Below are 22,241 nucleotides of genomic sequence, written 5' to 3'. Positions count from 1 at the left end.
ATCAAAAGTCATGAATCCTGCCCGAAATATCGTTTGTCGATCCCACCCCGGTTTTTCCAGAATTGCCGCCAACGGACCGGGCCAACGCGCCCTGCCGACCTTTCCGAACCGTGCCCAGCAGGGGAAAACAATAATGACCACCCTCCAACAGATTCCCGTACAGAACCTCGAAACCGTGCTCAACCCGATCCATGAAGCGACCGGCCTGAGCAACGAGTTCTACACCGATCAACGTTACTTCGAGCTCGAGCGTGATCAGGTGCTGGGCAAGACCTGGGCCTGCGTCGGTTTCGCCAGCGACCTGGTCAAGGCCGGCTCGGTCAAGCCCATCGACTTCATGGGCCTGCCGCTGCTGCTGATGCGCAACCGCGAAAACCTGGTGCAGGTGTTCCATAACGTCTGCAGCCACCGCGGCATGAAGCTGGTGGAGGAGGCCGGCGAGGTGCAAGGGGTGATTCGCTGCCCTTACCACTCCTGGACCTACGATCTGAATGGCGGCCTGCGTGGCACGCCGCACGTCGGCGGCATCGACAAGCACAAGGACGAACGCTTCGCCTGTGAAAAACACGGCCTGAAGGCGATCCGCAGCGCGATCTGGATGGACATGGTGTTCATCAACCTGTCCGGCAAAGCCCAGCCGCTGGAAGAGATGCTTGCACCCCTGACTGCACGCTGGAGCCAGTTCCTCGGCGAAGACGGCATGAGCCTGCTGAGCCGTCGTCCAGGCCATGACGCCACGGTGCTGGACATCAACTGCAACTGGAAGCTGGCGGTGGAGAATTATTGCGAGGCCTACCATTTGCCGTGGGTCCACCCGAGCCTGAACTCCTACTCGCGCCTGGAAGACCACTACAACATCATCGTCGGCGAGCACTTCTCGGGTCAGGGCAGCTACGCCTACAACCTGTCCGACGTCGCCGGCACGCACTTGCCGAAGTTCCCGGCCTGGCCGCTGGACCGCCTGCGCAACGCCGAATACGTGGCGTTCTTCCCCAACGTGCTGCTCGGCATCCAGGCCGACCACGCCTTCGCCATGCAGCTTGAGCCAGTGTCGCCGGGCCGCACCATCGAGCACCTGCGCCTGTTCTACGTCGGCGACGAAGCCGCCAGCAGCGAAGCGTTCAGCGCCTGCCGCGAAGCGATTCTGGAGTCCTGGAAAGTGGTGTTCGCCGAAGACATCAGCTCGGTCGAAGGCATGCAGAAAGGCCGTTATTCCCCTGGCTACAAGGGCGGCGCGTTCTCCCCGGAAATGGACATCCCGACGCACTTCTTCCACCAGTGGGCCGCGCGCCAACTGCTGGCTACCACCGAGTCGGCCTGAGGAGCGTTGCCATGTATCCGATAGCCTCCCACTGGCTCAACTATATCGATGGGCAATGGGTCGACAGTACCCAGCGCCTGACGGTCAACAATCCCGGCACCGGCGAGCCATTGGCGAGCATCGCCCAGGCCAGCGTGGCCGATGCCGAGCGTGCAGTGCAGGCGGCCCGACGCTGCGCCGACAGCGGCGAGTTGACCCGCGCCCGTCCAGCGCAGCGGGTCACCTGGCTGCTGCGCATTGCCGAAGAAATTCGCGCAGTGGCGGATGAGGGCGCCTGGGTGCTGTGCCAGGAGAACGGCAAGCGCCTGGTCGACGCCAAGGACGAGTTCACCGAAGCGGCGCGCTACTTCGAGTACTACGCCGGCATGGCGGACAAGATCGAGGGCACCTCGATCCCGCTGGGCAACGGCTACATGGACTTCACCCTATATGACCCGATGGGGGTTTCGGCGCAGATCGTGCCGTGGAACTTTCCGGTGTCGATCTGCGCCCGGTCCCTGGCGCCAGCGCTGGCGGCCGGTAACGCGGTGGTGATCAAGTCGCCGGAACTGTCGCCACTGGGCATGTGCGTGTTGATGCGCGCGATTGCCAAGGCCGGCCTGCCAGACGGCGCGGTGAATCTGATCTGCGGCCGTGGTCGTGAGGTCGGCTCGCACCTGGTCGGCCATCGCGGCGTCGACCAGATCGTCTTCACCGGCTCGGTGCCCACCGGCCAGACGATTCTTCGCGATGCGGCGCAGCATGCAATTCCCAGCGTGATGGAGCTGGGTGGCAAGTCGGCAGCGATTGCCTTCGCCGATGCCAATTTGCAGCAACTGCTGGCCAGCGTGCAGTCGGGGATTTTCTTCAATGCCGGCCAGGTCTGTTCGGCGATGTCGCGGCTGCTGGTGCAGCGCGAAATCTACGAGCAGGTGGTCGAGGCCGTGGTGGCCATGGCCGAAGGCCTCAGCGTGGGGCTGGGCCAGGACAACGCCGACCTGACGCCGGTGGTCAGCGCCGGGCAGCTGGCGGGCATCGAAGCCTTGTGCCGCCGGGCCATCGAGGAGGGCGCGGTAGCCGTCACCGGGGGCGAAGCCTTTGCCGACCGCGCCGGGCATTTCATGCGCCCGACGGTGTTCCGCGACGTCACGCCCGACATGTGTATTGCCCAGGAGGAAGTGTTCGGGCCGGTGTTGGCAATCGTGCCCTTCGACACTGAAGAGCAGGCGATTGCCATCGCCAACGGCACCGATTTCGGCCTGGTGGCCGGGGTCTTCACCCAGGACATCAGCCGCGCCATGCGCTGCACCCGCCGCCTGAAATCCGGCCAGGTGTTCGTCAACGAGTGGTACGCCGGCGGCATCGAAACGCCGTTCGGCGGGGTCGGCTTGTCGGGCTTTGGTCGCGAGAAGGGCCAGGAAGCGCTGTACAGCTACGTGCGCACGAAAAACGTGGCGATTCGGATCGCCGGGGAGTGAGCCGCATGTTCAAGACTTGGTTGTGCATCGTTTGCGGGTTGATCTACGACGAGGCGCTGGGCTGGCCCGAGGATGGGATCCTCGCCGGCACGCGCTGGGAAGACGTGCCCGAAGACTGGATCTGCCCGGAGTGTCACGTCGGCAAGGCCGATTTCGAGATGCTCGATATCAGTGAGCATACCCAGGCGGTGACCGCTGTCGGCACGCCGCCGGCAGTGGTCGCGGTCCCTGTTGTAGCGCCGGTCACCGCGCCGGTTATCGCGACTGCGCCACGCCAGCCGATCGTGATCATCGGCAGTGGTTACGCCGGTTACGGCTTGGCCCAGGCGTTGCGCAAGGCCGACCCTGAGGTCGAGATCCGGGTGCTGACCCAGGAATCCGGTCATCTGTATTCCAAGCCGGCGCTGTCGATCGGCTTGTCCCAGGGCAAAAGTGCCGAAGCGCTGTCCGGCGAGTCGCCCCTGGCGATTGAGCAGCGCCTGAACATCCGCGTCTATCCGCACTGCACCGTGCAATCCATTGACAGCTTGGCGCGGGTATTGCGCACCCGTTTCGGCGACATGACGTACGGGCAACTGGTGATCGCCAGCGGCGCGCAACCGATCCGTCTGCCGATCGAAGGTGACGGGGCGATGGTCAGCGTCAACAACCTGCAGGATTACCACGGCTTCCGCCAGCGCCTGAGCGGCATGCGGCGCGTGGCGATCCTCGGTGATGGCCTGATCGGCTGCGAGTTTGCCAATGACCTGGCGCACAACGGTTTCGATGTCGACGTGATCGGCCTCGGCCGCTGGCCCATGGAGCGGCTGTTGCCCGTCGAGGCGGGGCAGCTGTTGCAAGCGGCGCTGTGTGATCTGGGGGTCAAGTGGTACCTGCAAAACACCGTCGAGGCCATCGAGTCGAGCGGGCCGGGCTACCGGCTGAAACTCGCCGGCGGCCAGACCCTCGAGGCTGACCTGGTGTTGTCGGCGGTCGGCCTGCGCCCGGACCTGAGCCTGGCACACAGTGCCGGCCTGGCAGTAGGTCGCGGGATTCAAGTCAATGATCAACTGCAAACCTCGGTACCGGGCATTTATGCCCTGGGCGATTGCATCGAGATCGACGGCCAGTTGCTGCCGTACCTGGCGCCGATCAACCAGGGTATCCAGGCACTCAGCAAGACCCTGCTCGGACAACCGACCGCCGTCGCTTACCCGCTGATGCCGGTCACCGTGAAAACTCCGGCCGCACCCCTGTGCCTGCTGGCTCCGACGGGAACCGGGGAGTGGCGTTGCACGCCAACCCCGGACGGCTTGAGCGGCGGTTTTTACGACGCCGAAGGCCGACTCAACGGCTTTGTGCTGTTGGGTCGCCAGGCACAAACACAGCGCAGCGCATTGCTGCAGTCCTGTCAGAACTCTCAGCAGGCGGTCGCCTGAGGCGGTACACATGAACACTTCAATCAAGCTGCCTTACGACGATAACAGTTGCGGCTGGTACGCCGCGCTGCCTGAACAGCCGGCGGTCAAGCGCCTGGCGGGTGAGCAACGGGCGGATTACGCGGTGATCGGTGCGGGCTTCGCCGGTCTGGCGGCGGCCCGGCGCCTGGCCGAACATCATCCGCAGGCGCGGATTATCCTGGTGGACGCCCAGCGCGTCGCCCATGGCGCCTCCGGGCGCAACTCGGGTTTCGTCATCGACCTGCCGCACAAATTTGCCCTGGAACATCCGGACCCGGCGCACAAGCAACGCCTGCTGTCGCTCAACCGCGCGGCCATTGCCCAGTTGCAAGGGCTGGTGCAGAGCCGGGGCATCGAGTGCCAGTGGTCCCATGCCGGCAAGTATCAGGGCGCCGTCGGTGCCCGTGGGTTGGCCTACCTGGATCACTTCGAGCGCTTGATGAGCGATCTTGGCGAGCCGTTCCGCCGGGCTGATTCTGCCGAACTGGCCAAGGTCCTTGGCACGCAACATTACAGCGGTGCGATCTACACCCCGGGTTGCTACCTGATGCAGCCGGCGGCGTTGGTCTCTGGCCTGGCGCGCACGCTGCCGGATAACGTCGAGCTGCTGGAGGAGTCACCGATCCAGCGTCTGGAGCGTGACGGTCGCGGCGGCTGGATCCTGCAGGGCAGCAACGGGCTGATCCGCACCCCGCAACTGCTGCTGGGCACCAGCATCTTCACCCAGGAGTTCGGTTACCTGCGCAACCGCCTGTTGCCGGTGATGACCTTCGCCAGCTGGACCCGTCCGCTGACCGATGCCGAGCTGGCCACCTATGGCGGCCAGTTGGATTGGGGCCTGACCCCGGCGGACCACGCCGGGACCACGGTGCGCATGACCCAGGACCGCCGGCTGATCATCCGCAACACCTACAGGCACGTGCCCAAGTATGGGCGCAGCACCAGCGATGGCATGCGCCTGAAGATTCGCGAGTCCCATCGCAAGGCGTTCAAGGCGCGCTTCCCACAGTTGGCCGAGGTGCCGTTCAGCCACACCTGGGGCGGTGTCTATGCGATCTCGCGCAACTTCACCAACTTCTTCGGCGAACTGGAACCGGGCGTGCATGCCTCGGCCTGCGACAACGGCGTCGGCGCGGCATGGGGCACGATCTCCGGGACGATGCTTGCGGATCAGGTGGTGGGCGCCGATTCGGCGCAGTTGAACGACATTCGTGCGGTGACCGGCATGCCGTCGCTCAACCCGCCGGAACCCTTCCTTGGCCTGGGTGTGCGTTCGCGCATTCACCTGGCGGCCTGGAACAGTCGGAGCGAACTATGACTGCCGGCGTGAAACCCTCGGTGCGGGTGCTGCAAGTCGATCACCGCGACCTCGACTTCAGCGTGCGCGGCGGTCCACCCGGTGGGGCCTTCGTGGCCAGGGCCCTGAGCAATGAAGTCTCGCCGAATATCGGCGTCGGCTTTGCTCGCTGGGAGGGTGCCCAGGTGGCCTGGACGGTGCTGTATGACGAGGTGATTTTCGTCATCGAAGGCTGTTTCGAACTGCAGGTGGGCGAGAAGCTGTTCCAGGTCACTCCGGGCCAGTTGCTGTGGATTCCCGAGGGCACCGAGCTGGTTTACGGCGGGCACGCCTTGTTCGGCTACGTTGTACACCCGGGCAACTGGAAAGAGCTGCACGGTTTGAGCTGAGCCATTGACCCGTGGCGCTTGGCCGATGGCTGCGCGCCAGGGGTTTTGCATCCGCACTTTTTTCTGGAATCGGCACCGTGTTTGGACTGACGAAGACCTTCGGCGCGCTGTATTTGGCCAGCTCGATGATGCAGCTGGGATCGATGATGTTGATGACCTACCTGGCGTTGCGCCTGAACGATTCGGGAGCCAGCGAAACTGCTGGGGGGGCGTTGATGGCCGCCAATGCCCTGGGCATGGTGCTGGGCGGCTGGGTGGGGCGCAGCCTGATTGCGCAGGTCGGGCATATTCGCACTTACGCGGCCTGTGCCGGGATCATTTGCGCGGCGGTGCTGGGGCACGAATTTAGCTCGTCGCTGCCGTTCTGGCTGGTGCTGCGGGCGCTAGTGGGGCTGGCGATGATGTGTCAGTTGATGGTGGTGGAAAGTTGGCTCAACGACCAGGCCAGGACCGAGCAGCGCGGCAAGGTCCTGGCGCTGTACATGGTCGCCAGTTACGTCGGCATGATGCTGGGTAACCTGGCCCTGAGCCTGGATGACGGCTTGGGCATCCGCGCGCTGCTTGGCGTGGCGATGGTCTTCGCCCTTGGTTCGGTGCCGGTGGCGCTGACCCGCAGCATGCATCCCACGGCGATACCGGCGGCGTCGATTGACCTGCGCTTGTTCCTGCGGCGGATCCCGCAGTCGTTGGTCACGGTGCTGGTGTCCGGCGTGCTCAACGGCAGCTTCTACGGCCTGGCGGCGATCTACGCCAGCAAGCAGGGGCTGACGACCGCCCAGGTCGGCCAGTTCATGGCGCTGTCCATTGCTGCCGGATTGTTGGCCCAGTTGCCCCTGGGCTGGCTCTCGGACCGCTTGCCACGGGCGAGCCTGATCCGCGCGGTGGCGCTGCTGCTGATCGTCATCAGTCTGCCGCTGGCGCTCAACCAGGCGCCCGGGTTTGCTACTTTGCTGTGGTTTGGCGCAGGCATCGGCTTCCTGCAGTTCTGCCTGTATCCGTTGGGTGTGGCGCTGGCCAACGACAATATGGAACCGGCGTTACGGGTGTCGCTCTCCGGCATGCTGCTGATCACCTTCGGCATCGGCGCCTGCATCGGCCCTTTGGTTGCCGGCGCGTTGATGGAACACCTCGGCACAGCGAGCTTTTACTACTTCTACACCGCCAGTGCGCTGTTGCTCGCCCTCTGTGTGGGCCAGGCAAAAGTCACCGGTGAGCACTTGCGCAGCGATGCGCCGTTGCAGCACCCGGTGACCCCCAACGGGATTGCCAGCTGCAACCTGATGACGGCAGAGGAGGGCACTGACCGGCCCTAGCGCCATGGTTTTATTGATGCGGTTTTCTCATGAGTCGGTGACTAAATATGGTTTGAACGGTGGTAGGGCTTCAAGCAAATTGGCACGGCTGCCAAAACCGAGATGGACCTGAATTAACCTGCAGATGAACACTGCCCTGGTATCGCTCGATATCAGGCAATAAGCACCCTGCGGACAGCAACTACACCCTTAAACAAAAACAAAAGGGGAATAACAATGCGTGCGCAATCCGGCATGTTGAAGGGCCTTAATCCGACTGTGACAGTGCTCTCGATAGTGGGCGTTATCTTGTTCGTTTTATTCTGTGCCTTTAAAGATCAACAGGCAGCCAAAGCTTTTGAAGCGGCTTCCACCTTTATCCTGCATAACTTCAAGTGGTATTACCTGGCGCTGATCACCGGTGTCCTGGGTTTGCTGCTGTATATCTCCATGAGCCGTTTCGGCAATCTGAAACTGGGCACCGAACATGACCGCCCCGAGTTCAGTTTTGCCTCCTGGATCGCCATGCTGTTCAGCGCCGGGATGGGCATCGGGCTGATTTTCTGGTCGGTGGCAGAACCCATGCTGCACTACGCCGACAACCCGTTCTCCAAGGGCCTGACCGATGAATCGGCGACCCTGGCGATGCGCATTACCCTATTCCACTGGGGCCTTCACCCTTGGGCGATCTTTTCCATGATCGGCCTGGGCCTGGCCTACTTTGCCTACCGCAAGGGCTTGCCACTGGCCTTGCGCTCGCTGCTGTATCCGCTGATCGGCGAGCGCATTTATGGTTGGATCGGGCATGTGGTCGACATCATGGGCGTGATCATTACCGCCTTTGGTGTTTCCCAGTCGCTGGGCCTTGGCGTCGTGCAGATCAATACCGGCATGCATGACGTATTTGGTTTGCCTATCAGTGTGGGGCTGCAGTTATCGATTATTTTGTTTGTCAGTGTTGTTGCCTGTATTTCGCTGTTGGCCGGTTTGTCCAAAGGCATGAAGCGTATCTCCACGCTTAATATGTATTTGTCGTTCGTCCTGATGTTGGCGGTATTGGCGATCGGGCCGACCCGTTACATTCTCAACCTGATGTTTGAGTCCACCGGGGATTATGTGCAGAACATTGTCGGCCTGAGTTTCTGGATGGACACCCAGAAAGACAGCGAATGGCAGAACTGGTGGACGGCGTTCTACTGGCCGTGGTGGATGACCTGGGGGCCGTTCGTGGGCCTGTTCATTGCGCGTATCTCCAAGGGCCGGACCATTCGCGAACTGGTGATCGGTGCGCTGGTGGTGCCGACCATGGTCACCATTCTGTGGATGTCGGTGTTCGGTGGTGCTGCGCTGAAGAATGAACAGCAGGACCGCCAGGCCTACCAGGCCTCTGTTGCTGCGCAGCAGGTCGGCACGGAGCCGGCGAAGTTCGAAGGCGGGACGATTCTGCAGGCCACCAAGAAAGAAACCACCGCGGCGATGTTCACCCTGTTGCAGTCCCTTGATGGCCCGACCATTGGCGCGGCGTTGTCGATCCTGGTCTGTGTGTTGCTCGGGGTGCACTTCGTGACCACCGCGGACGCCGGAACCCAGGTGCTCTGTACCTTGTGCGCCCTGGGCAGCACCAATCCGCCGAACTGGATCAGAGTGCTCTGGTGCCTGCTGGAAGGGGCGATTGCTGCGGGGCTGCTGCTGGCCGGTGGGCTGAAGGCGATCCAGATGGCAAGCATCGTCGCCGGCCTGCCGATCGCCATGCTGTTGCTGGTGATGTCGTACACCCTGATTCACAGCCTGCGCAAGGAAATGCCAAGCACCCCGGCCTGGACCCCGGCGGCTGTGCCGCAGCACGAGGCCGAGCGCCGTGACCGGCAGCCGGAGTCCCTGGCCGCCGCCTGATCGTTCGGACCTGCTCGCGATGGCGGTGGGTCAGCCGACACCTCTGTCGGATGTGCCGTCCGCTTCGCTAGCAAGCCAGCTCCTACAGGGGCATTGACGATATCCATGAATGGGCCGGACCAGTGTGCAAGGCCACTGGCGCCGGGCAATTGATGGCAATCAATTCTGCCTAGTGGAATGTCGCCAGCGCGTCTTCTGCGGCGAGCAGGTGGATGGTGCGCCGGTCCATGGCGATCATGTCGCTCTCCACCAGGCGATGCAGGATCCGCGAAAAGGTCTCCGGCTGGATCCCCAGTTTCGACGCCACCAGGCGCTTGGAGACTTGCAGCACGATCTCCCCGGTGTCCGGGTGGCGCTCCTGCAGCAGGAAATTGATCACCCGCCGGCTGGCGCTGGCGATGGTCAGGGTGTCGATGTCACGCAGGCGCAGGTGCAAGTGCATGCTCATGCTGGCGAGGATCGCCAGGCAGACTTGCGGCGCGTCTTCCAGGGCGTTGCGGTAGTGCTGGCCCTCGATGCTTACCAGCATGCTGTCCTTGAGCGCGGTGGCGCTCACCGGGTAGCAGCGGGCCTGGCTGAACAGCAGGGCTTCGGCAAAGGTCTGCCCGGGCTGGATGATTTCCACCAGGTTTTCCTGGCCTTCACCGGTCAGTCGATACAGCTTGATCTGGCCACTGACCAGCAGGAAAAAGCGCTTGGCCGGGTCGCCCTGATGCACCAGCGTACCGTGGCAGTCCAGGCGCCTGAGCGTAGCCAGGGCGCAGACTTCCTTGAACACCTGCTCCGGCAGTTGGCTGAACAGGTGATGACGGCGCAACGTTTGAACAGTAGAAGGGTGGGTCAGCATGGATACCTCCGCTGCCGCGCATTTTAGAGCGCGCGGCCCGCCACACCTATGCCTCTGCCGGCCTACCTCGAAGGAGGCAGTTGCTTCAGTGGTTGCGCAAATGCTCCATGGCCCACACGGCGGCCTCGACCCGCGAGCGCAGGCCGAGCTTGTGCAGCAGGTTCTTCACATGCACCTTGACCGTGCCCTCGGTGATCCCCAGCTTGTGCCCGATCACCTTGTTGCTGAAGCCGGCGGCGATGGTCTTCAGTACCTGGCGTTCGCGTTCGGTCAGCTCCACCACCGCCTGGCGTGGCGGCGAGCGCAGGGCCTGGGCCATGACCCGGGTCAGGCCGGGACTGACCACCAGGTTGCCGTCGAGGGCATCGCGGATGTACTGGATCAGCAGCTCCGGCTCCATGTCCTTGAGCAGATAGCCGTCGGCATCCAGGCGCAGGGCGTCGCGAATGTCGTCTTCGGCGTCCGACACGGTGAACAGCAGCACCTTGCCGGCGTAGTCCATGGCCCGCAGGCGGCGCAGGGTCTCGATGCCGTTCAACTGCGGCATGTTGTTGTCCAGCAGGATCAGGTCCGGCTGCAGCGGCTCGATCAGGGTCAGCGCCTCCTCGCCATGGTTGGCTTCGCCGACGATCAGGAAATCCTCTTCGAGCTCGAGCATCTGGCGGATGCCGCGGCGCATCATCGGATGATCGTCGACCAGCAGGATGCGGTGCTGTGGGGTGGGGCTCATGTGACGCTACCTTCTGTGTGCCGGCCAAGAAACTCCGGCAGGAATTCAAGCTGGACCAGAGTGCCCTGGGGCTCCCGGGAGAATATTTTCAGCTGCCCGCGCAAGCTGCGCGCCCGCTCATCCATGATGTTCAAGCCGTGGTGTTCGCGCTGGTCGACGTTGCCGCTGAAGCCGCGGCCGTCGTCTTCCACCAGCAGGCGCACCGTCTCGCCGTCCTGGCGCAGTTCCAGCCAGGCGTTCTGCGCGTGGGCGTGGCGCAGGCAGTTGGACAGGGCTTCGCGGGTGATCTGCAGGATGTGGATCTGTTCGCTGGCCGACAGCTCGAAGGCCAGGGTGTCGAGGTGCAGGTGCACGGCGAATTCGCCACGGCGGGAGAACTCGGCGGCGGTGTCCTTGAGCTCCTGCACCAGGCCGGCGTCGTCGATCTGCAGGCGGAAGGTGGTGAGCAATTCGCGCAACTGGCGATAGGCATTGTTCAGGCCTTCGCGCAACTCGCCGGTAACCTGTTCCAGGGTCTGCACCGGCTCGCCACGGCGCATCAGGGTCTGCATGCGGCTGACCTGCAGCTTCATGTAGGACAGCGCCTGGGCCAGGGAGTCGTGGAGTTCGCGGGCGATGATGGTGCGCTCGTCGAGCAGCAACAGGCGGTGATCCTGCTCGCGTTGGCGCTTGAGTGAAAGCGAGGTGCCGATCAGGTTGGCCAGGGCCTGGATCAATTGGGTTTCCCAGGCCTGTGCGGTGTGGCCGTCGACAAAATGCGCCTTGAGTTCCCCCAGTTCGCTGCCCTGATTGCTGATGCTGAAGGTCTGCAGGCTGCTGCTGTGGTGCTTCTGGCAGCCGGCGCAATCGCTGCTGGCGCACACATCGCGGGTGCTGGCGCCGTGCAGGGCCAGCAACTGCTGGGCCGGTGCCTGCTGCTGGCCTTGCAGGCACAGGGTCAGGCGCAGGCCTGGCAGGCGTTGCTGGAAACGTCGGATCAACTCATCGAGGCCTTCGGCATTGGCCAGGCGTGTGGCCAGGCTGCCGCTGCTTTGATAGAGCAATTCGAGGGCGGCGTTCGCCTGTTGCAGGTTCAGGGTCTTTTGCCGGACCTGGCTTTCCAGGGTGCGGTGGGATTCTTCGATGGTCTCGGCCATGGCATTGAAGCTGGTCGCCAACTGACCCAGTTCGTCCTCGGACTGGTGATTGACCCGCGCCCGATAGTCGCCGCGCCGAAAGCGCTGGGTGGCCTCGACCAATTCCTTGAGCGGCGCGACCACGCCGTACTGCAACTCATACAGACCGACCAGCAGGACAATCATGGTGGTGAACAGCGCCAGGCCCTGGATCACCTGTTGCCAGCTCTGCTTCTGCTCGCTGTGGCGCTGCAGCAGGTTGACGAACTGATTCAGTTGCTCGACGAAGGGCTGGGTATGGGCCTGGAACGCCGTCGCATCGCCACGCTCGAGGGCCGGAAGCAGCACCTCGTTCCACTGCGCGAGGATCTGCCGGTAGCTGGTTTGCAGTGCGGTACTCGGGCCGTCTTCCAGCACCGCCTTGAGTGGCTGACTGTCGAGGCGCCGTTGCAGGCTGTCGCGCACGGCATTGAGTTGTTCACGGTCGGCGCCGGCGGCGAGCTTCCAGCTCAGGTGGTAAGTCTCCATGCGCACCGAGCCGGCGGTGTTGATGGCCGCCGCGTCGCCCTGGCTGAACCAGGCGATCAGCCCGGCGCTCAGGGAGCTGGCCAACGCCAGCATGGCGATCAGGATCACCGCCAGCCCGGCGCGAGCGGGCAGGGAGCTGCGCAGCCAGCGAAGCATCAGCGCAGGTCTCGATTGAAGATGAAAAAGCAGCGCATGGGCAGCTCCAGGGTGGGGAAGGGCGGCGATTGGCGGGCGCTACCTCTAAAGAGTTGTCGAGGTGCCGTGGTCGACAGAAACCCCCACCTGAAAGGTCAAGTTGCTGATAAACAAAGGCTTTGCCGCTATTTGCGCTCTACCTCCTTGGAGGTAGACAGCACAAGCATAGCCCTGGATGGCTTTGGCGGACGTTGATGTGGATCAAGTTTTTCCGGGGTCTCGCTCTCTACTCTGCCGGCATCGCTAACCGACTGGAGCGCATTGTGATCCGACCCCGTGTACAACAAGGCTTGGTGCTGGGCATGAGCACGCTGGCCTTCACCGTCTGCTTCATGGTCTGGATGATGTTCGCCGTGCTCGGCGTGCCGATCAAGGACCTGCTCCAGCTCAACGAAACCCAATTCGGCCTGCTGGCCGCCACTCCGGTCCTCACCGGCTCGCTGGTGCGTTTGCCGCTGGGCCTGCTGACCGACCGCTTCGGCGGGCGCACGGTGTTCTTCCTGCTGATGCTGTCCTGCGTCGCACCGCTGTACCTGATCAGCCACGCCACCGCCTACTGGCAATTCCTGGTGCTGGGCCTGTTCGTCGGCCTCGCCGGTGGTTCGTTCTCGGTGGGCATCGCCTACGTCGCCAAGTGGTTCGACAAGGACAACCAGGGTTTTGCCATGGGCGTCTTCGGTGCCGGCAACGCCGGTTCGGCAGTCACCAAATTCCTCGCCCCGGCACTGATTGCCGCCGGCAGCTGGCAGCTGGTGCCGAAAGTCTTCAGCGCGATCCTGTTCATCACCGCGCTGCTGTTCTGGTTCCTCACCGCCGACAACAAGGCCCACCGCAGCGCCTCGGGCGCCAGCCTGCGTGAGCAGTTGAGCTCGCTCAAGGATCCGGCGGTGTGGCGCTACTGCCAGTACTACTCGATTGTCTTCGGTGGCTATGTCGCCCTGGCGTTGTGGATGACCAAGTACTACGTCCAGGAATACGGCTTCAGCCTGCAGAGCGCGGCGCTGCTGGCGGCCTGTTTCTCCTTGCCCGGCGGCGTGCTGCGCGCGGTGGGTGGCTGGATGTCGGATCGCTGGGGCGCGCAGAGCGTGACCTGGTGGGTGCTGTGGGTCAGCTGGATCTGCCTGTTCCTGCTCTCCTACCCACAGACCCAACTGCAAGTGCAGACCATCAATGGCCCGGTGGATTTCCACATCGGCCTCAACCCCGTGCTGTTCACCGTGCTGCTGTTCGTCATGGGCATCGCCTTCGCGTTCGGCAAGGCCTCGGTCTTCAAATACATCGCCAACGACTACCCGACCAACATGGGCGCAGTGTCCGGCATCGTCGGCCTGGCCGGCGGCCTTGGCGGGTTCGTGCTGCCGATCATGTTCGGCGCCCTGGTCGACCTCACCGGCGTGCGCTCGTCCTGCTTCATGTTGCTGTACGGCGTGGTCTGGGTGTCCCTGATCTGGATGTACCTCAGCGAAGTGCGCAAAAGCCCGCTGCTCGGTAAAGCGTCGGCCCCGAATTCCAGCATTGCCCAAGGAGACAACCATGTCCGTTCTGCAAAAGCCTGACAAAGGCCCGGTCATTCATGACTGGCGCCCCGAGGACCCAGCGTTCTGGGGCAAAAGCGGCAAACAGACCGCCACCCGTAACCTGTGGATTTCGATCCCGGCGCTGCTGTTGGCCTTCGCCGTGTGGATGGTCTGGAGCACGGTGATCGTGCGCCTGAACGCCATCGGTTTCAGCTTCAGCACCGACCAGTTGTTCTGGCTGGCAGCGCTGCCGGGGTTGTCCGGCGCCACCTTGCGAGTGTTCTACTCGTTCATGGTGCCGATCTTCGGTGGCCGCCGCTGGACCGCCCTGAGCACCGCATCGCTGTTGATCCCGTCGATCTGGATGGGCTTCGCGGTGCAGGACACCAGCACCTCCTACAGCGTGTTCGTGATCATCGCCTTGCTCTGCGGTTTCGGCGGCGGCAACTTTGCCTCGAGCATGTCCAACATCAGCTTCTTCTATCCGAAGTCGCAGCAGGGCACGGCGCTCGGGTTGAACGCCGGCCTGGGCAACCTCGGGGTCTCGGTGATGCAGTTCTGCGTGCCGCTGGTGATCACCTTCGGCGTGTTCGGCTTCCTCGGTGGCAATGCCCAGGTGCTGCCGGACGGCACTCAACTCTGGCTGCAGAACGCCGGCTTCATCTGGGTCCCGTTCATCATCCTGGTGACCCTGCTGGCCTGGTTCGGCATGAATGACCTGTCCAGCGCCCGTGCCTCGTTCAGCGAGCAGGCGGTGATCTTCAAGCGCAAGCATAACTGGCTGATGTGCTGGCTGTACCTGGCGACCTTCGGCTCGTTCATCGGCTTCTCTGCTGCCTTCCCGATGCTGATCAAGACCTCGTTTCCGGACGTCATCGCCCTGAAATTCGCCTTCCTCGGCCCACTGGTGGGCGCCCTGGTACGCCCATTGGGCGGCTGGCTGGCGGACAAGCTCGGTGGTGCGCGAGTGACCCTGTGGAACTTCGTGGCGATGATCGTGATGGTCTTCGCGGTCATGCACTTCCTGCCGCAGGACGGCAAGGGCGGCAACTTCTACGGCTTCCTCGGCATGTTCATGCTGCTGTTCATCACCACCGGCATAGGCAACGGCTCCACCTTCCGCATGATCCCGGTGATCTTCCGCAGCCAGCATGAAAAAGCCGCCGCCGGCAAATCCGCCGCGGTGCGCGAACAGGCGCTGAAGGATGCCGGTAAAGAATCGGCCGCCGTGCTCGGTTTCAGTTCGGCCATGGGTGCCTTCGGTGCGTTCTTCATTCCCAAGACCTTCGGCTCGTCGATGGCGCTGACCGGCAGCCCGGCGATGGCCTTCTACATGTTCGTCGGCTTTTACCTGAGCTGCATCCTCGTGACCTGGTGGTGGTACGCGCGCAAAGGCGCCGCGACACCCTGCTGAGACGACCTGAATCCAACCATTGCGTGGGCGGGGCGCAGAACCCCGCAGCAAGCCTGAGAGGACTACACCGTGAGTCATTTACTGGATCAACTGCGGTTTTTCAACCGCAAGCAAAACGAGTTTTCCGAAGGCCATGGCGAGACTCGCAAAGAGTCCCGCGACTGGGAGAACGTCTACCGTTCGCGCTGGCAGTACGACAAGATCGTGCGCTCCACACACGGGGTGAACTGCACCGGTTCGTGCTCGTGGAAAATCTACGTGAAGAACGGCCTGATCACCTGGGAAACCCAGCAGACCGACTACCCGCGCACCCGCAACGACCTGCCCAACCACGAGCCCCGTGGCTGCCCGCGTGGCGCCAGCTATAGCTGGTACATCTACAGCGCCAACCGCCTCAAGTACCCGAAAATCCGCAAGCCGCTGCTCAAATTGTGGCGCGAAGCCCGCCGTACTCTGGCGCCGGTCGAGGCCTGGGCGAGCATTGTCGAGAACAAGGCCAAGGCCGACTCGTATAAAAGCAAGCGCGGCATGGGTGGTTTCATCCGTTCGAGCTGGGACGAAGCCAACGAAATCATCGCCGCGTCCAACGTCTACACCATCAAGCAGTATGGCCCGGACCGCATCGTCGGCTTCTCGCCGATCCCGGCCATGTCGATGGTCAGCTACGCCGCCGGCGCCCGTTACCTGTCGCTGATCGGCGGCGCCTGCCTGAGCTTCTACGACTGGTACTGCGACCTGCCACCGGCCTCGCCGATGGTCTGGGGCGAGCAGACCGACGTGCCGGAATCGGCCGACTGGTACAACTCCAACTACATCATTGCCTGGGGCTCCAACGTCCCGCAGACCCGGACCCCGGACGCGCACTTCTTCACCGAAGTCCGCTACAAGGGCACCAAGACGGTATCGATCACCCCGGACTACTCGGAAGTCGCCAAGCTCACCGACCTCTGGCTCAACCCGAAACAGGGCACCGACGCCGCACTGGCCCAGGCCTTCAACCATGTGATCTTCAAGGAATTCCACCTCGACAAGCCGAGCGCCTATTTCACCGACTACGCCAAGCGCTACACCGACTTGCCGGTGCTGGTGCTGCTCAAGCCAATGGGCGATGCCGGCTACCAGCCGGACCGCTTCCTGCGCGCCAGCGACCTGACCGACAACCTTGGCCAGGACAACAACCCGGAATGGAAAACCATCGCCCTCGATGCCTACGGCGAACTGGTGTCGCCGCAAGGTTCGATCGGTTATCGCTGGGGCGAGAAGGGCAAGTGGAACATCCTGCCCCGTGAAGGCGGCGAAGGCCGCGAGATCGACCTCAAGCTCAGCCTGATCGGTGAAGACGTCGCCGAAGTGGCCTTCCCGTATTTCGCCGGCGAAGCCCACGATTACTTCCAGCACGTCGCCGGCGATGCCGTGCAATTTCGCCGGGTGCCGGTGCACAGCCTGACCCTGGCCGATGGCAGCGTGGCCAAGGTGGCGACTGTGTTCGACCTGTCCGCCGCCAACCTGGCGATCGACCGTGGCCTGGGTGGCGCCAACGTTGCCAAGGACTACAACGACGCCTCGGTGCCCGGCACCCCGGCCTGGCAGGAAAAAATCACCGGCGTCAGCCGTGAAAAAGCCATCCAGATTGCCCGTGAGTTCGCCGACAACGCCGACAAGACCCGTGGTCGCTCGATGATCATCGTCGGCGCGGCGATGAACCACTGGTACCACATGGACATGAACTACCGCGGGCTGATCAACATGCTCATGCTCTGCGGTTGCGTCGGCCAGACCGGTGGCGGCTGGGCGCACTACGTTGGCCAGGAAAAGCTGCGTCCGCAGTGCGGCTGGCTGCCGCTGGCGTTCGGCCTGGACTGGAACCGTCCTTCCCGGCAAATGAACGGCACCAGCTTCTTCTATGCCCACAGCTCGCAATGGCGCCACGAGAAAATGAACATGCACGATGTTCTCTCGCCGTTGGCCGACAAGTCGCAGTTCCCCGAGCACGCCCTGGACTACAACATCCGCGCCGAACGCGCCGGCTGGTTGCCGAGTGCGCCGCAACTCAACACCAACCCGCTGCACATCTGCCGCGACGCAACGGCGGCCGGCATGGAGCCCAAGGACTATGTGGTCAAGGCGCTGCAGGACGGCTCGCTGCGTTTCGCCTGCGAACAGCCGGACAGCCCGGTGAACTTCCCGCGCAACATGTTCATCTGGCGTTCCAACCTGCTGGGTTCTTCGGGCAAGGGCCACGAGTACATGCTCAAGTACCTGCTCGGCACCAAGAACGGGGTGATGAACGAAGACCTCGGCAAGACCGGCGACTGCAAGCCGCAAGAGGCCGAATGGGTCGACGAAGGCGCCATCGGCAAGCTCGACCTGGTCACCACCCTGGACTTCCGCATGTCCTCGACCTGCATGTACTCCGACATCGTCCTGCCGACCGCCACCTGGTACGAAAAGGACGACATGAACACCTCGGACATGCACCCGTTCATCCACCCGCTGTCGGCGGCCATCGACCCGGCGTGGGAATCGCGTTCCGACTGGGAAATCTACAAAGGCATCGCCAAGGCTTTCTCGGCCATGTCCGAGGGGCACCTGGGTGTCGAGAAAGACCTGCTCACCGTTCCGCTGATGCACGACAGCGTCGGCGAACTGGCGCAACCGTTCGGCGGCACCGACTGGAAAAGCGCCGGTGTGGCCCCGCAACCGGGCAAGAACGCACCGAACCTGCAAGTGGTCGAGCGCGACTACCCGAACATCTACAAGCAGTTCACCTCGCTCGGCCCGATCCTTGAGAAACAAGGCAACGGCGGCAAGGGCATCAACTGGAACACCGAGGATGAAGTGAAATTCCTCGGCGAACTCAACCACCACGAAACCGCCGCCGGGATCAGCAAGGGTCGGCCAAAAATCGACAGCGCCATCGACGCCGCCGAAGTGATTCTCTCCCTGGCCCCGGAAACCAACGGTCAGGTTGCAGTCAAGGCGTGGGCAGCACTGTCGGAATTCACCGGCATCGACCACAGCCACCTGGCGCTGTCCAAGGCCCACGAGGCGATTCGCTTCCGCGATATCCAGGCGCAGCCGCGCAAGATCATCTCCAGCCCGACCTGGTCGGGGCTCGAAGATGATCACGTCAGCTACAACGCCGGCTACACCAACGTTCACGAGAACATCCCGTGGCGCACCATCACCGGCCGCCAGCAGTTCTACCAGGATCACCCGTGGATGCAGGCCTTCGGCGAGCAATTGATGAGCTACCGGCCACCGGTCAACACCCGGACCATCGAGGGCGTCAAAGGCAAGCGCAGCAATGGCGAGACCGAAATCGTCCTGAACTGGATCACCCCGCACCAGAAATGGGGCATCCACAGCACCTACAGCGACAACCTGCTGATGCTCACCCTGAGCCGTGGCGGACCGATTGTCTGGCTCTCGGAGAACGACGCCAAGCGCGCCAACATCGAGGACAACGACTGGATCGAATGCTTCAACGCCAACGGCGCACTGACCGCCCGGGCGGTGGTCAGCCAGCGGGTCAAGGACGGCATGGTGATGATGTACCACGCCCAGGAGCGGATCGTGAACGTGCCGGGCTCGGAGACCACCAAGACCCGTGGCGGCCACCACAACTCGGTGACCCGCGTGGTGCTCAAGCCGACCCACATGATCGGCGGCTATGCCCAGCAGGCCTACGGTTTCAACTACTACGGCACCGTCGGCTGCAACCGCGACGAGTTCGTCGTAGTGCGCAAAATGTCGAAAATCGACTGGCTCGATGGCTCAACCGGCGATGACCTGCCGCGTCCGTTGCCGACCGATATCGAGGAGAACTGAGATGAAGATTCGCTCACAAATCGGCATGGTCCTGAACCTGGACAAATGCATCGGCTGCCACACCTGCTCGATCACCTGCAAAAACGTCTGGACCAGCCGCGAAGGCATGGAATACGCCTGGTTCAACAACGTTGAAAGCAAGCCCGGCATCGGTTACCCGAAAGAATGGGAAAACCAGGACAAGTGGAAGGGCGGTTGGGTGCGCAATGCCAACGGCAGCATAAACCCGCGCATCGGCGGCAAGTTCCGGGTGCTGGCGAACATCTTCGCCAACCCCGACCTGCCAAGCATCGACGACTACTATGAGCCGTTCGACTTCGACTACCAGCACCTGCACACCGCACCGCTGGGCGAGCACCAGCCGACCGCGCGGCCACGTTCGGTGATCTCCGGCAAGCGCATGCAGAAGATCGAGTGGGGCCCGAACTGGGAAGAAATCCTCGGCACCGAGTTCGCCAAGCGTCGCAAGGACAAGAACTTCGACAAGATCCAGGCGGACATTTACGGCGAGTACGAAAACACTTTCATGATGTACCTGCCACGCCTCTGCGAGCACTGCCTCAACCCGGCGTGCGCGGCGTCCTGCCCGAGCGGCGCGATCTACAAGCGTGAAGAGGACGGCATTGTCCTGATCGACCAGGAGAAATGCCGCGGCTGGCGGATGTGCATCAGCGGCTGCCCGTACAAGAAGATCTACTTCAACTGGAAGAGCGGCAAATCCGAGAAGTGCATCTTCTGCTACCCACGGATCGAAGCCGGCATGCCCACCGTCTGCTCGGAAACCTGCGTCGGACGTATTCGCTACCTCGGCGTATTGCTCTACGACGCCGACCGCATCAGCGAAGTGGCGAGCACGGCCAACGAGCACGATCTCTATGAGAAGCAACTGGAGATCTTCCTCGACCCGAACGACCCAGCGGTGATTCGCCAGGCCCTGAAAGACGGCGTACCGCAGTCGGTCATCGACTCCGCCCAGCGTTCGCCGGTGTACAAAATGGCCGTCGACTGGAAACTCGCACTGCCGCTGCACCCGGAATACCGCACCTTGCCAATGGTCTGGTACGTGCCGCCACTGTCGCCGATCCAGAACGCTGCCGAGGCCGGCACCGTCGGCATGAACGGGGTGATCCCGGACGTCGACAGCCTGCGGATTCCGCTGCGCTACCTGGCCAACCTGCTGACCGCCGGCGATGAAAAACCGGTCAAGCGCGCGCTGAAACGCCTGCTGGCGATGCGTGCCTACAAACGCTCCGAGCAGGTCGATGGCCTGCAGGACCTGCAAGTGCTCAAGGATGTCGGCTTGAGCGTGGAACAGGTCGAGGAGATGTACCGCTACCTGGCCATCGCCAACTACGAAGACCGCTTCGTGGTGCCGAGTGCCCACCGTGAAGACGCCATGAGCGATGCCTTCGCCGAACGCTCCGGTTGTGGCTTCAGCTTCGGCAGTGGTTGCAGCGGCGCCTCCGACACCAACATGTTCGGGGCGAAGAAAGCCAACCGCCGCGACGTTCTGAAAACCGTACAGTTGTGGGAGGACTGAGCATGCAAATTCTTAAAGTGATTTCGCTGTTGCTCGATTACCCGACCGAACACCTGGTCACTGGCCGCGACGAACTGGAGCAGGCGATTCTGCAGTCGCGGGAAATCAGCCCGAAACAGCGCGGTGCGTTGTTCGAGTTGCTCGAGCTGATCTGCGGCAACGACCTGATGGATGGCCAGGAGCACTACGGTGCGCTGTTCGGCCGTGGCCGCGCGCTGTCGTTGCTGCTGTTCGAACACGTGCACGGTGAGTCCCGCGACCGTGGCCAGGCCATGGTCGACATGATGGCCCAGTACGACGCCGCCGGTTTTGCCATCGGCGTCAAGGAGCTGCCGGACTACATCCCGCTGTACCTGGAGTACCTCTCGACCTGCGACGACCTCGATGCCCGCGAGGGCCTGGCGGACATTTCGCACTTGCTGGCCTTGCTCGCGGCGCGTCTGGAGGAGCGTGAAAGCGCCTACGCCAGCTGCTTCCGCGCGCTCCTGCAGATTGCCGGTGCCGAGCCCCATCAGGCAGTGGCCGATTTGCGCGAGCAAGTGGCCGCCGAGGTGCGCGACGACTCCCTCGAAGCCCTCGACAAGATCTGGGAAGAGGAGGCCGTGGATTTCCTCAAGGCCGAGCAGCAGGACCGTTGCAGTTCGCTGCCAAGCGCCCCGGGCAAGGCCCGGGAAGAAAGCGCGGTGCCGTTGCACTGGGTGGATTTTCAGCATGAAGGGCTGGCCGCCGCGCCGGCCAAGGAGGCACGCAATGTCTAAGTGGAATCTGTTGGCGTTCGGGATCTATCCCTATGTCGCCCTGGCGATTTGCCTGATCGGCAGCTGGGCCCGGTTCGACCTGTCGCAGTACACCTGGAAGGCCGGTTCCAGCCAGATGCTCAGCGGTCGCGGGATGCGTGTGGCAAGCAACTTCTTCCACATCGGCGTGCTGTTCGTGCTGGCCGGGCACTTTGTCGGCCTGCTGACCCCGGCCTCGGTCTATCACCACGTGATCAGCACCGAGCACAAGCAGTTGCTGGCGATGGTGTCCGGCGGTTTCTTCGGCCTGCTGTGCCTGATCGGCTTGCTGATGCTGGTCAACCGCCGTCTCAGCGACCCACGGGTACGGGCCACGTCCAGCACCTCGGACATCCTGATCCTGCTGGTGCTGCTGGCGCAGTTGGTGCTCGGCCTGCTGACCATCGTCGCCTCCACCTCGCACATGGACGGTTCGGTGATGGTGATGCTTGCCGACTGGGCGCAGAACGTGGTGCTGCTGCGGCCGATCGAGGCGGCGCAATCGATCGCCGAGGTCGGCCTGGTCTACAAGCTCCACGTGTTTCTCGGCTTGACCCTGTTCGTGCTGTTCCCGTTCACCCGCTTGGTGCACATCGTCAGCGCGCCGATCTGGTACCTGGGACGTCGTTATCAAATCGTTCGGCAGAAATTCTGAGGAGA

The 22,241-nt window shown here is 63.0% G+C and carries 16 protein-coding genes and 1 pseudogene; 14 read left to right on the top strand and 3 right to left on the bottom strand.

Features of this window, described 5'->3' with window-relative positions; translation table 11 throughout:
• Nucleotides 1–133: 133 nt before the first annotated feature.
• From ACZYR5_RS10420 to ACZYR5_RS10385, 8 genes and pseudogenes are all read left to right on the top strand, one after another.
• A complete protein-coding gene (locus ACZYR5_RS10420) occupies nt 134–1,321 on the top strand; it encodes an aromatic ring-hydroxylating oxygenase subunit alpha (RefSeq protein ID WP_489089929.1) in 1,188 nt (395 codons plus the stop codon).
• Nucleotides 1,322–1,332: 11 nt separating this feature from the next.
• A complete protein-coding gene (locus tag ACZYR5_RS10415; RefSeq protein ID WP_489089930.1) occupies nt 1,333–2,778 on the top strand; it encodes an aldehyde dehydrogenase family protein in 1,446 nt (481 codons plus the stop codon).
• A 5-nt stretch (nt 2,779–2,783) separates the two neighbouring features.
• Nucleotides 2,784–2,948: pseudogene (locus tag ACZYR5_RS10410) on the top strand (rubredoxin); the annotation flags it as partial.
• Nucleotides 2,937–4,196 (top strand): FAD-dependent oxidoreductase, encoded by a 1,260-nt coding sequence (locus ACZYR5_RS10405; RefSeq protein ID WP_489089977.1) that lies wholly within the window; start codon nt 2,937–2,939, stop codon nt 4,194–4,196. The pseudogene ACZYR5_RS10410 and the gene ACZYR5_RS10405, both read left to right, overlap by 12 nt.
• A gap of 10 nt (nt 4,197–4,206) precedes the next feature.
• The gene (locus tag ACZYR5_RS10400) at nt 4,207–5,535 is read left to right on the top strand and encodes an NAD(P)/FAD-dependent oxidoreductase (protein WP_489089931.1); all 1,329 of its coding nucleotides are present in this window, start codon (nt 4,207–4,209) and stop codon (nt 5,533–5,535) included.
• Nucleotides 5,532–5,903 carry an ethanolamine utilization protein EutQ gene (locus tag ACZYR5_RS10395; RefSeq protein ID WP_489089932.1) on the top strand — a complete coding sequence of 124 codons (372 nt, stop codon included), beginning with the start codon at nt 5,532–5,534 and terminating at the stop codon, nt 5,901–5,903. Before ACZYR5_RS10400 ends, ACZYR5_RS10395 begins: the two co-directional genes overlap by 4 nt.
• A gap of 77 nt (nt 5,904–5,980) precedes the next feature.
• Nucleotides 5,981–7,216, top strand: coding sequence for an MFS transporter (locus ACZYR5_RS10390; RefSeq protein WP_489089933.1), 1,236 nt, complete (start codon nt 5,981–5,983; stop codon nt 7,214–7,216).
• Between the two features lie 216 nt (nt 7,217–7,432).
• On the top strand, nt 7,433–9,088 hold the full coding sequence (locus ACZYR5_RS10385; protein WP_489089934.1) for a BCCT family transporter: 1,656 nt from the start codon (nt 7,433–7,435) through the stop codon (nt 9,086–9,088).
• Nucleotides 9,089–9,257: 169 nt separating this feature from the next.
• Here ACZYR5_RS10385 and ACZYR5_RS10380 read toward each other — a convergent pair whose 3' ends face one another.
• From ACZYR5_RS10380 to ACZYR5_RS10370, 3 genes are all read right to left on the bottom strand, one after another.
• Entirely contained in the window at nt 9,258–9,935 is a 678-nt protein-coding gene (locus tag ACZYR5_RS10380) for a Crp/Fnr family transcriptional regulator (protein WP_489089935.1), read from the bottom strand.
• 85 nt (nt 9,936–10,020) lie between these two features.
• A complete protein-coding gene (narL, locus tag ACZYR5_RS10375; protein WP_489089936.1) occupies nt 10,021–10,665 on the bottom strand; it encodes a two-component system response regulator NarL in 645 nt (214 codons plus the stop codon).
• On the bottom strand, nt 10,662–12,464 hold the full coding sequence (locus tag ACZYR5_RS10370) for a HAMP domain-containing protein (RefSeq protein ID WP_489089937.1): 1,803 nt from the start codon (nt 12,462–12,464) through the stop codon (nt 10,662–10,664). Before ACZYR5_RS10370 ends, narL begins: the two co-directional genes overlap by 4 nt.
• A gap of 302 nt (nt 12,465–12,766) precedes the next feature.
• On the opposite strand from ACZYR5_RS10370, the gene ACZYR5_RS10365 reads away from it, so the two are divergent.
• The 6 genes from ACZYR5_RS10365 (at nt 12,767) to narI (ending at nt 22,236) form a co-directional block, all read left to right on the top strand.
• A complete protein-coding gene (locus ACZYR5_RS10365; RefSeq protein WP_489089938.1) occupies nt 12,767–14,059 on the top strand; it encodes an MFS transporter in 1,293 nt (430 codons plus the stop codon).
• Nucleotides 14,037–15,434, top strand: a complete 1,398-nt coding sequence (locus ACZYR5_RS10360; protein WP_489089939.1) for a NarK family nitrate/nitrite MFS transporter — start codon at nt 14,037–14,039, stop codon at nt 15,432–15,434. Before ACZYR5_RS10365 ends, ACZYR5_RS10360 begins: the two co-directional genes overlap by 23 nt.
• A 69-nt stretch (nt 15,435–15,503) precedes the next feature.
• Entirely contained in the window at nt 15,504–19,265 is a 3,762-nt protein-coding gene (locus ACZYR5_RS10355; RefSeq protein ID WP_489089940.1) for a nitrate reductase subunit alpha, read from the top strand.
• Between the two features lies 1 nt (nt 19,266).
• Nucleotides 19,267–20,805, top strand: a complete 1,539-nt coding sequence (narH, locus tag ACZYR5_RS10350) for a nitrate reductase subunit beta (protein WP_027620420.1) — start codon at nt 19,267–19,269, stop codon at nt 20,803–20,805.
• 2 nt (nt 20,806–20,807) lie between these two features.
• Nucleotides 20,808–21,563, top strand: coding sequence for a nitrate reductase molybdenum cofactor assembly chaperone (narJ, locus tag ACZYR5_RS10345; protein WP_027620419.1), 756 nt, complete (start codon nt 20,808–20,810; stop codon nt 21,561–21,563).
• On the top strand, nt 21,556–22,236 hold the full coding sequence (gene narI / locus ACZYR5_RS10340) for a respiratory nitrate reductase subunit gamma (protein WP_027620418.1): 681 nt from the start codon (nt 21,556–21,558) through the stop codon (nt 22,234–22,236). Before narJ ends, narI begins: the two co-directional genes overlap by 8 nt.
• Nucleotides 22,237–22,241 lie beyond the last annotated feature (5 nt).

This window comes from Pseudomonas sp. F007 (genome assembly GCF_057814275.1).
Note: the sequence above shows the minus strand (reverse complement) of the source record. Positions and strands in the feature narration are given on the sequence as shown.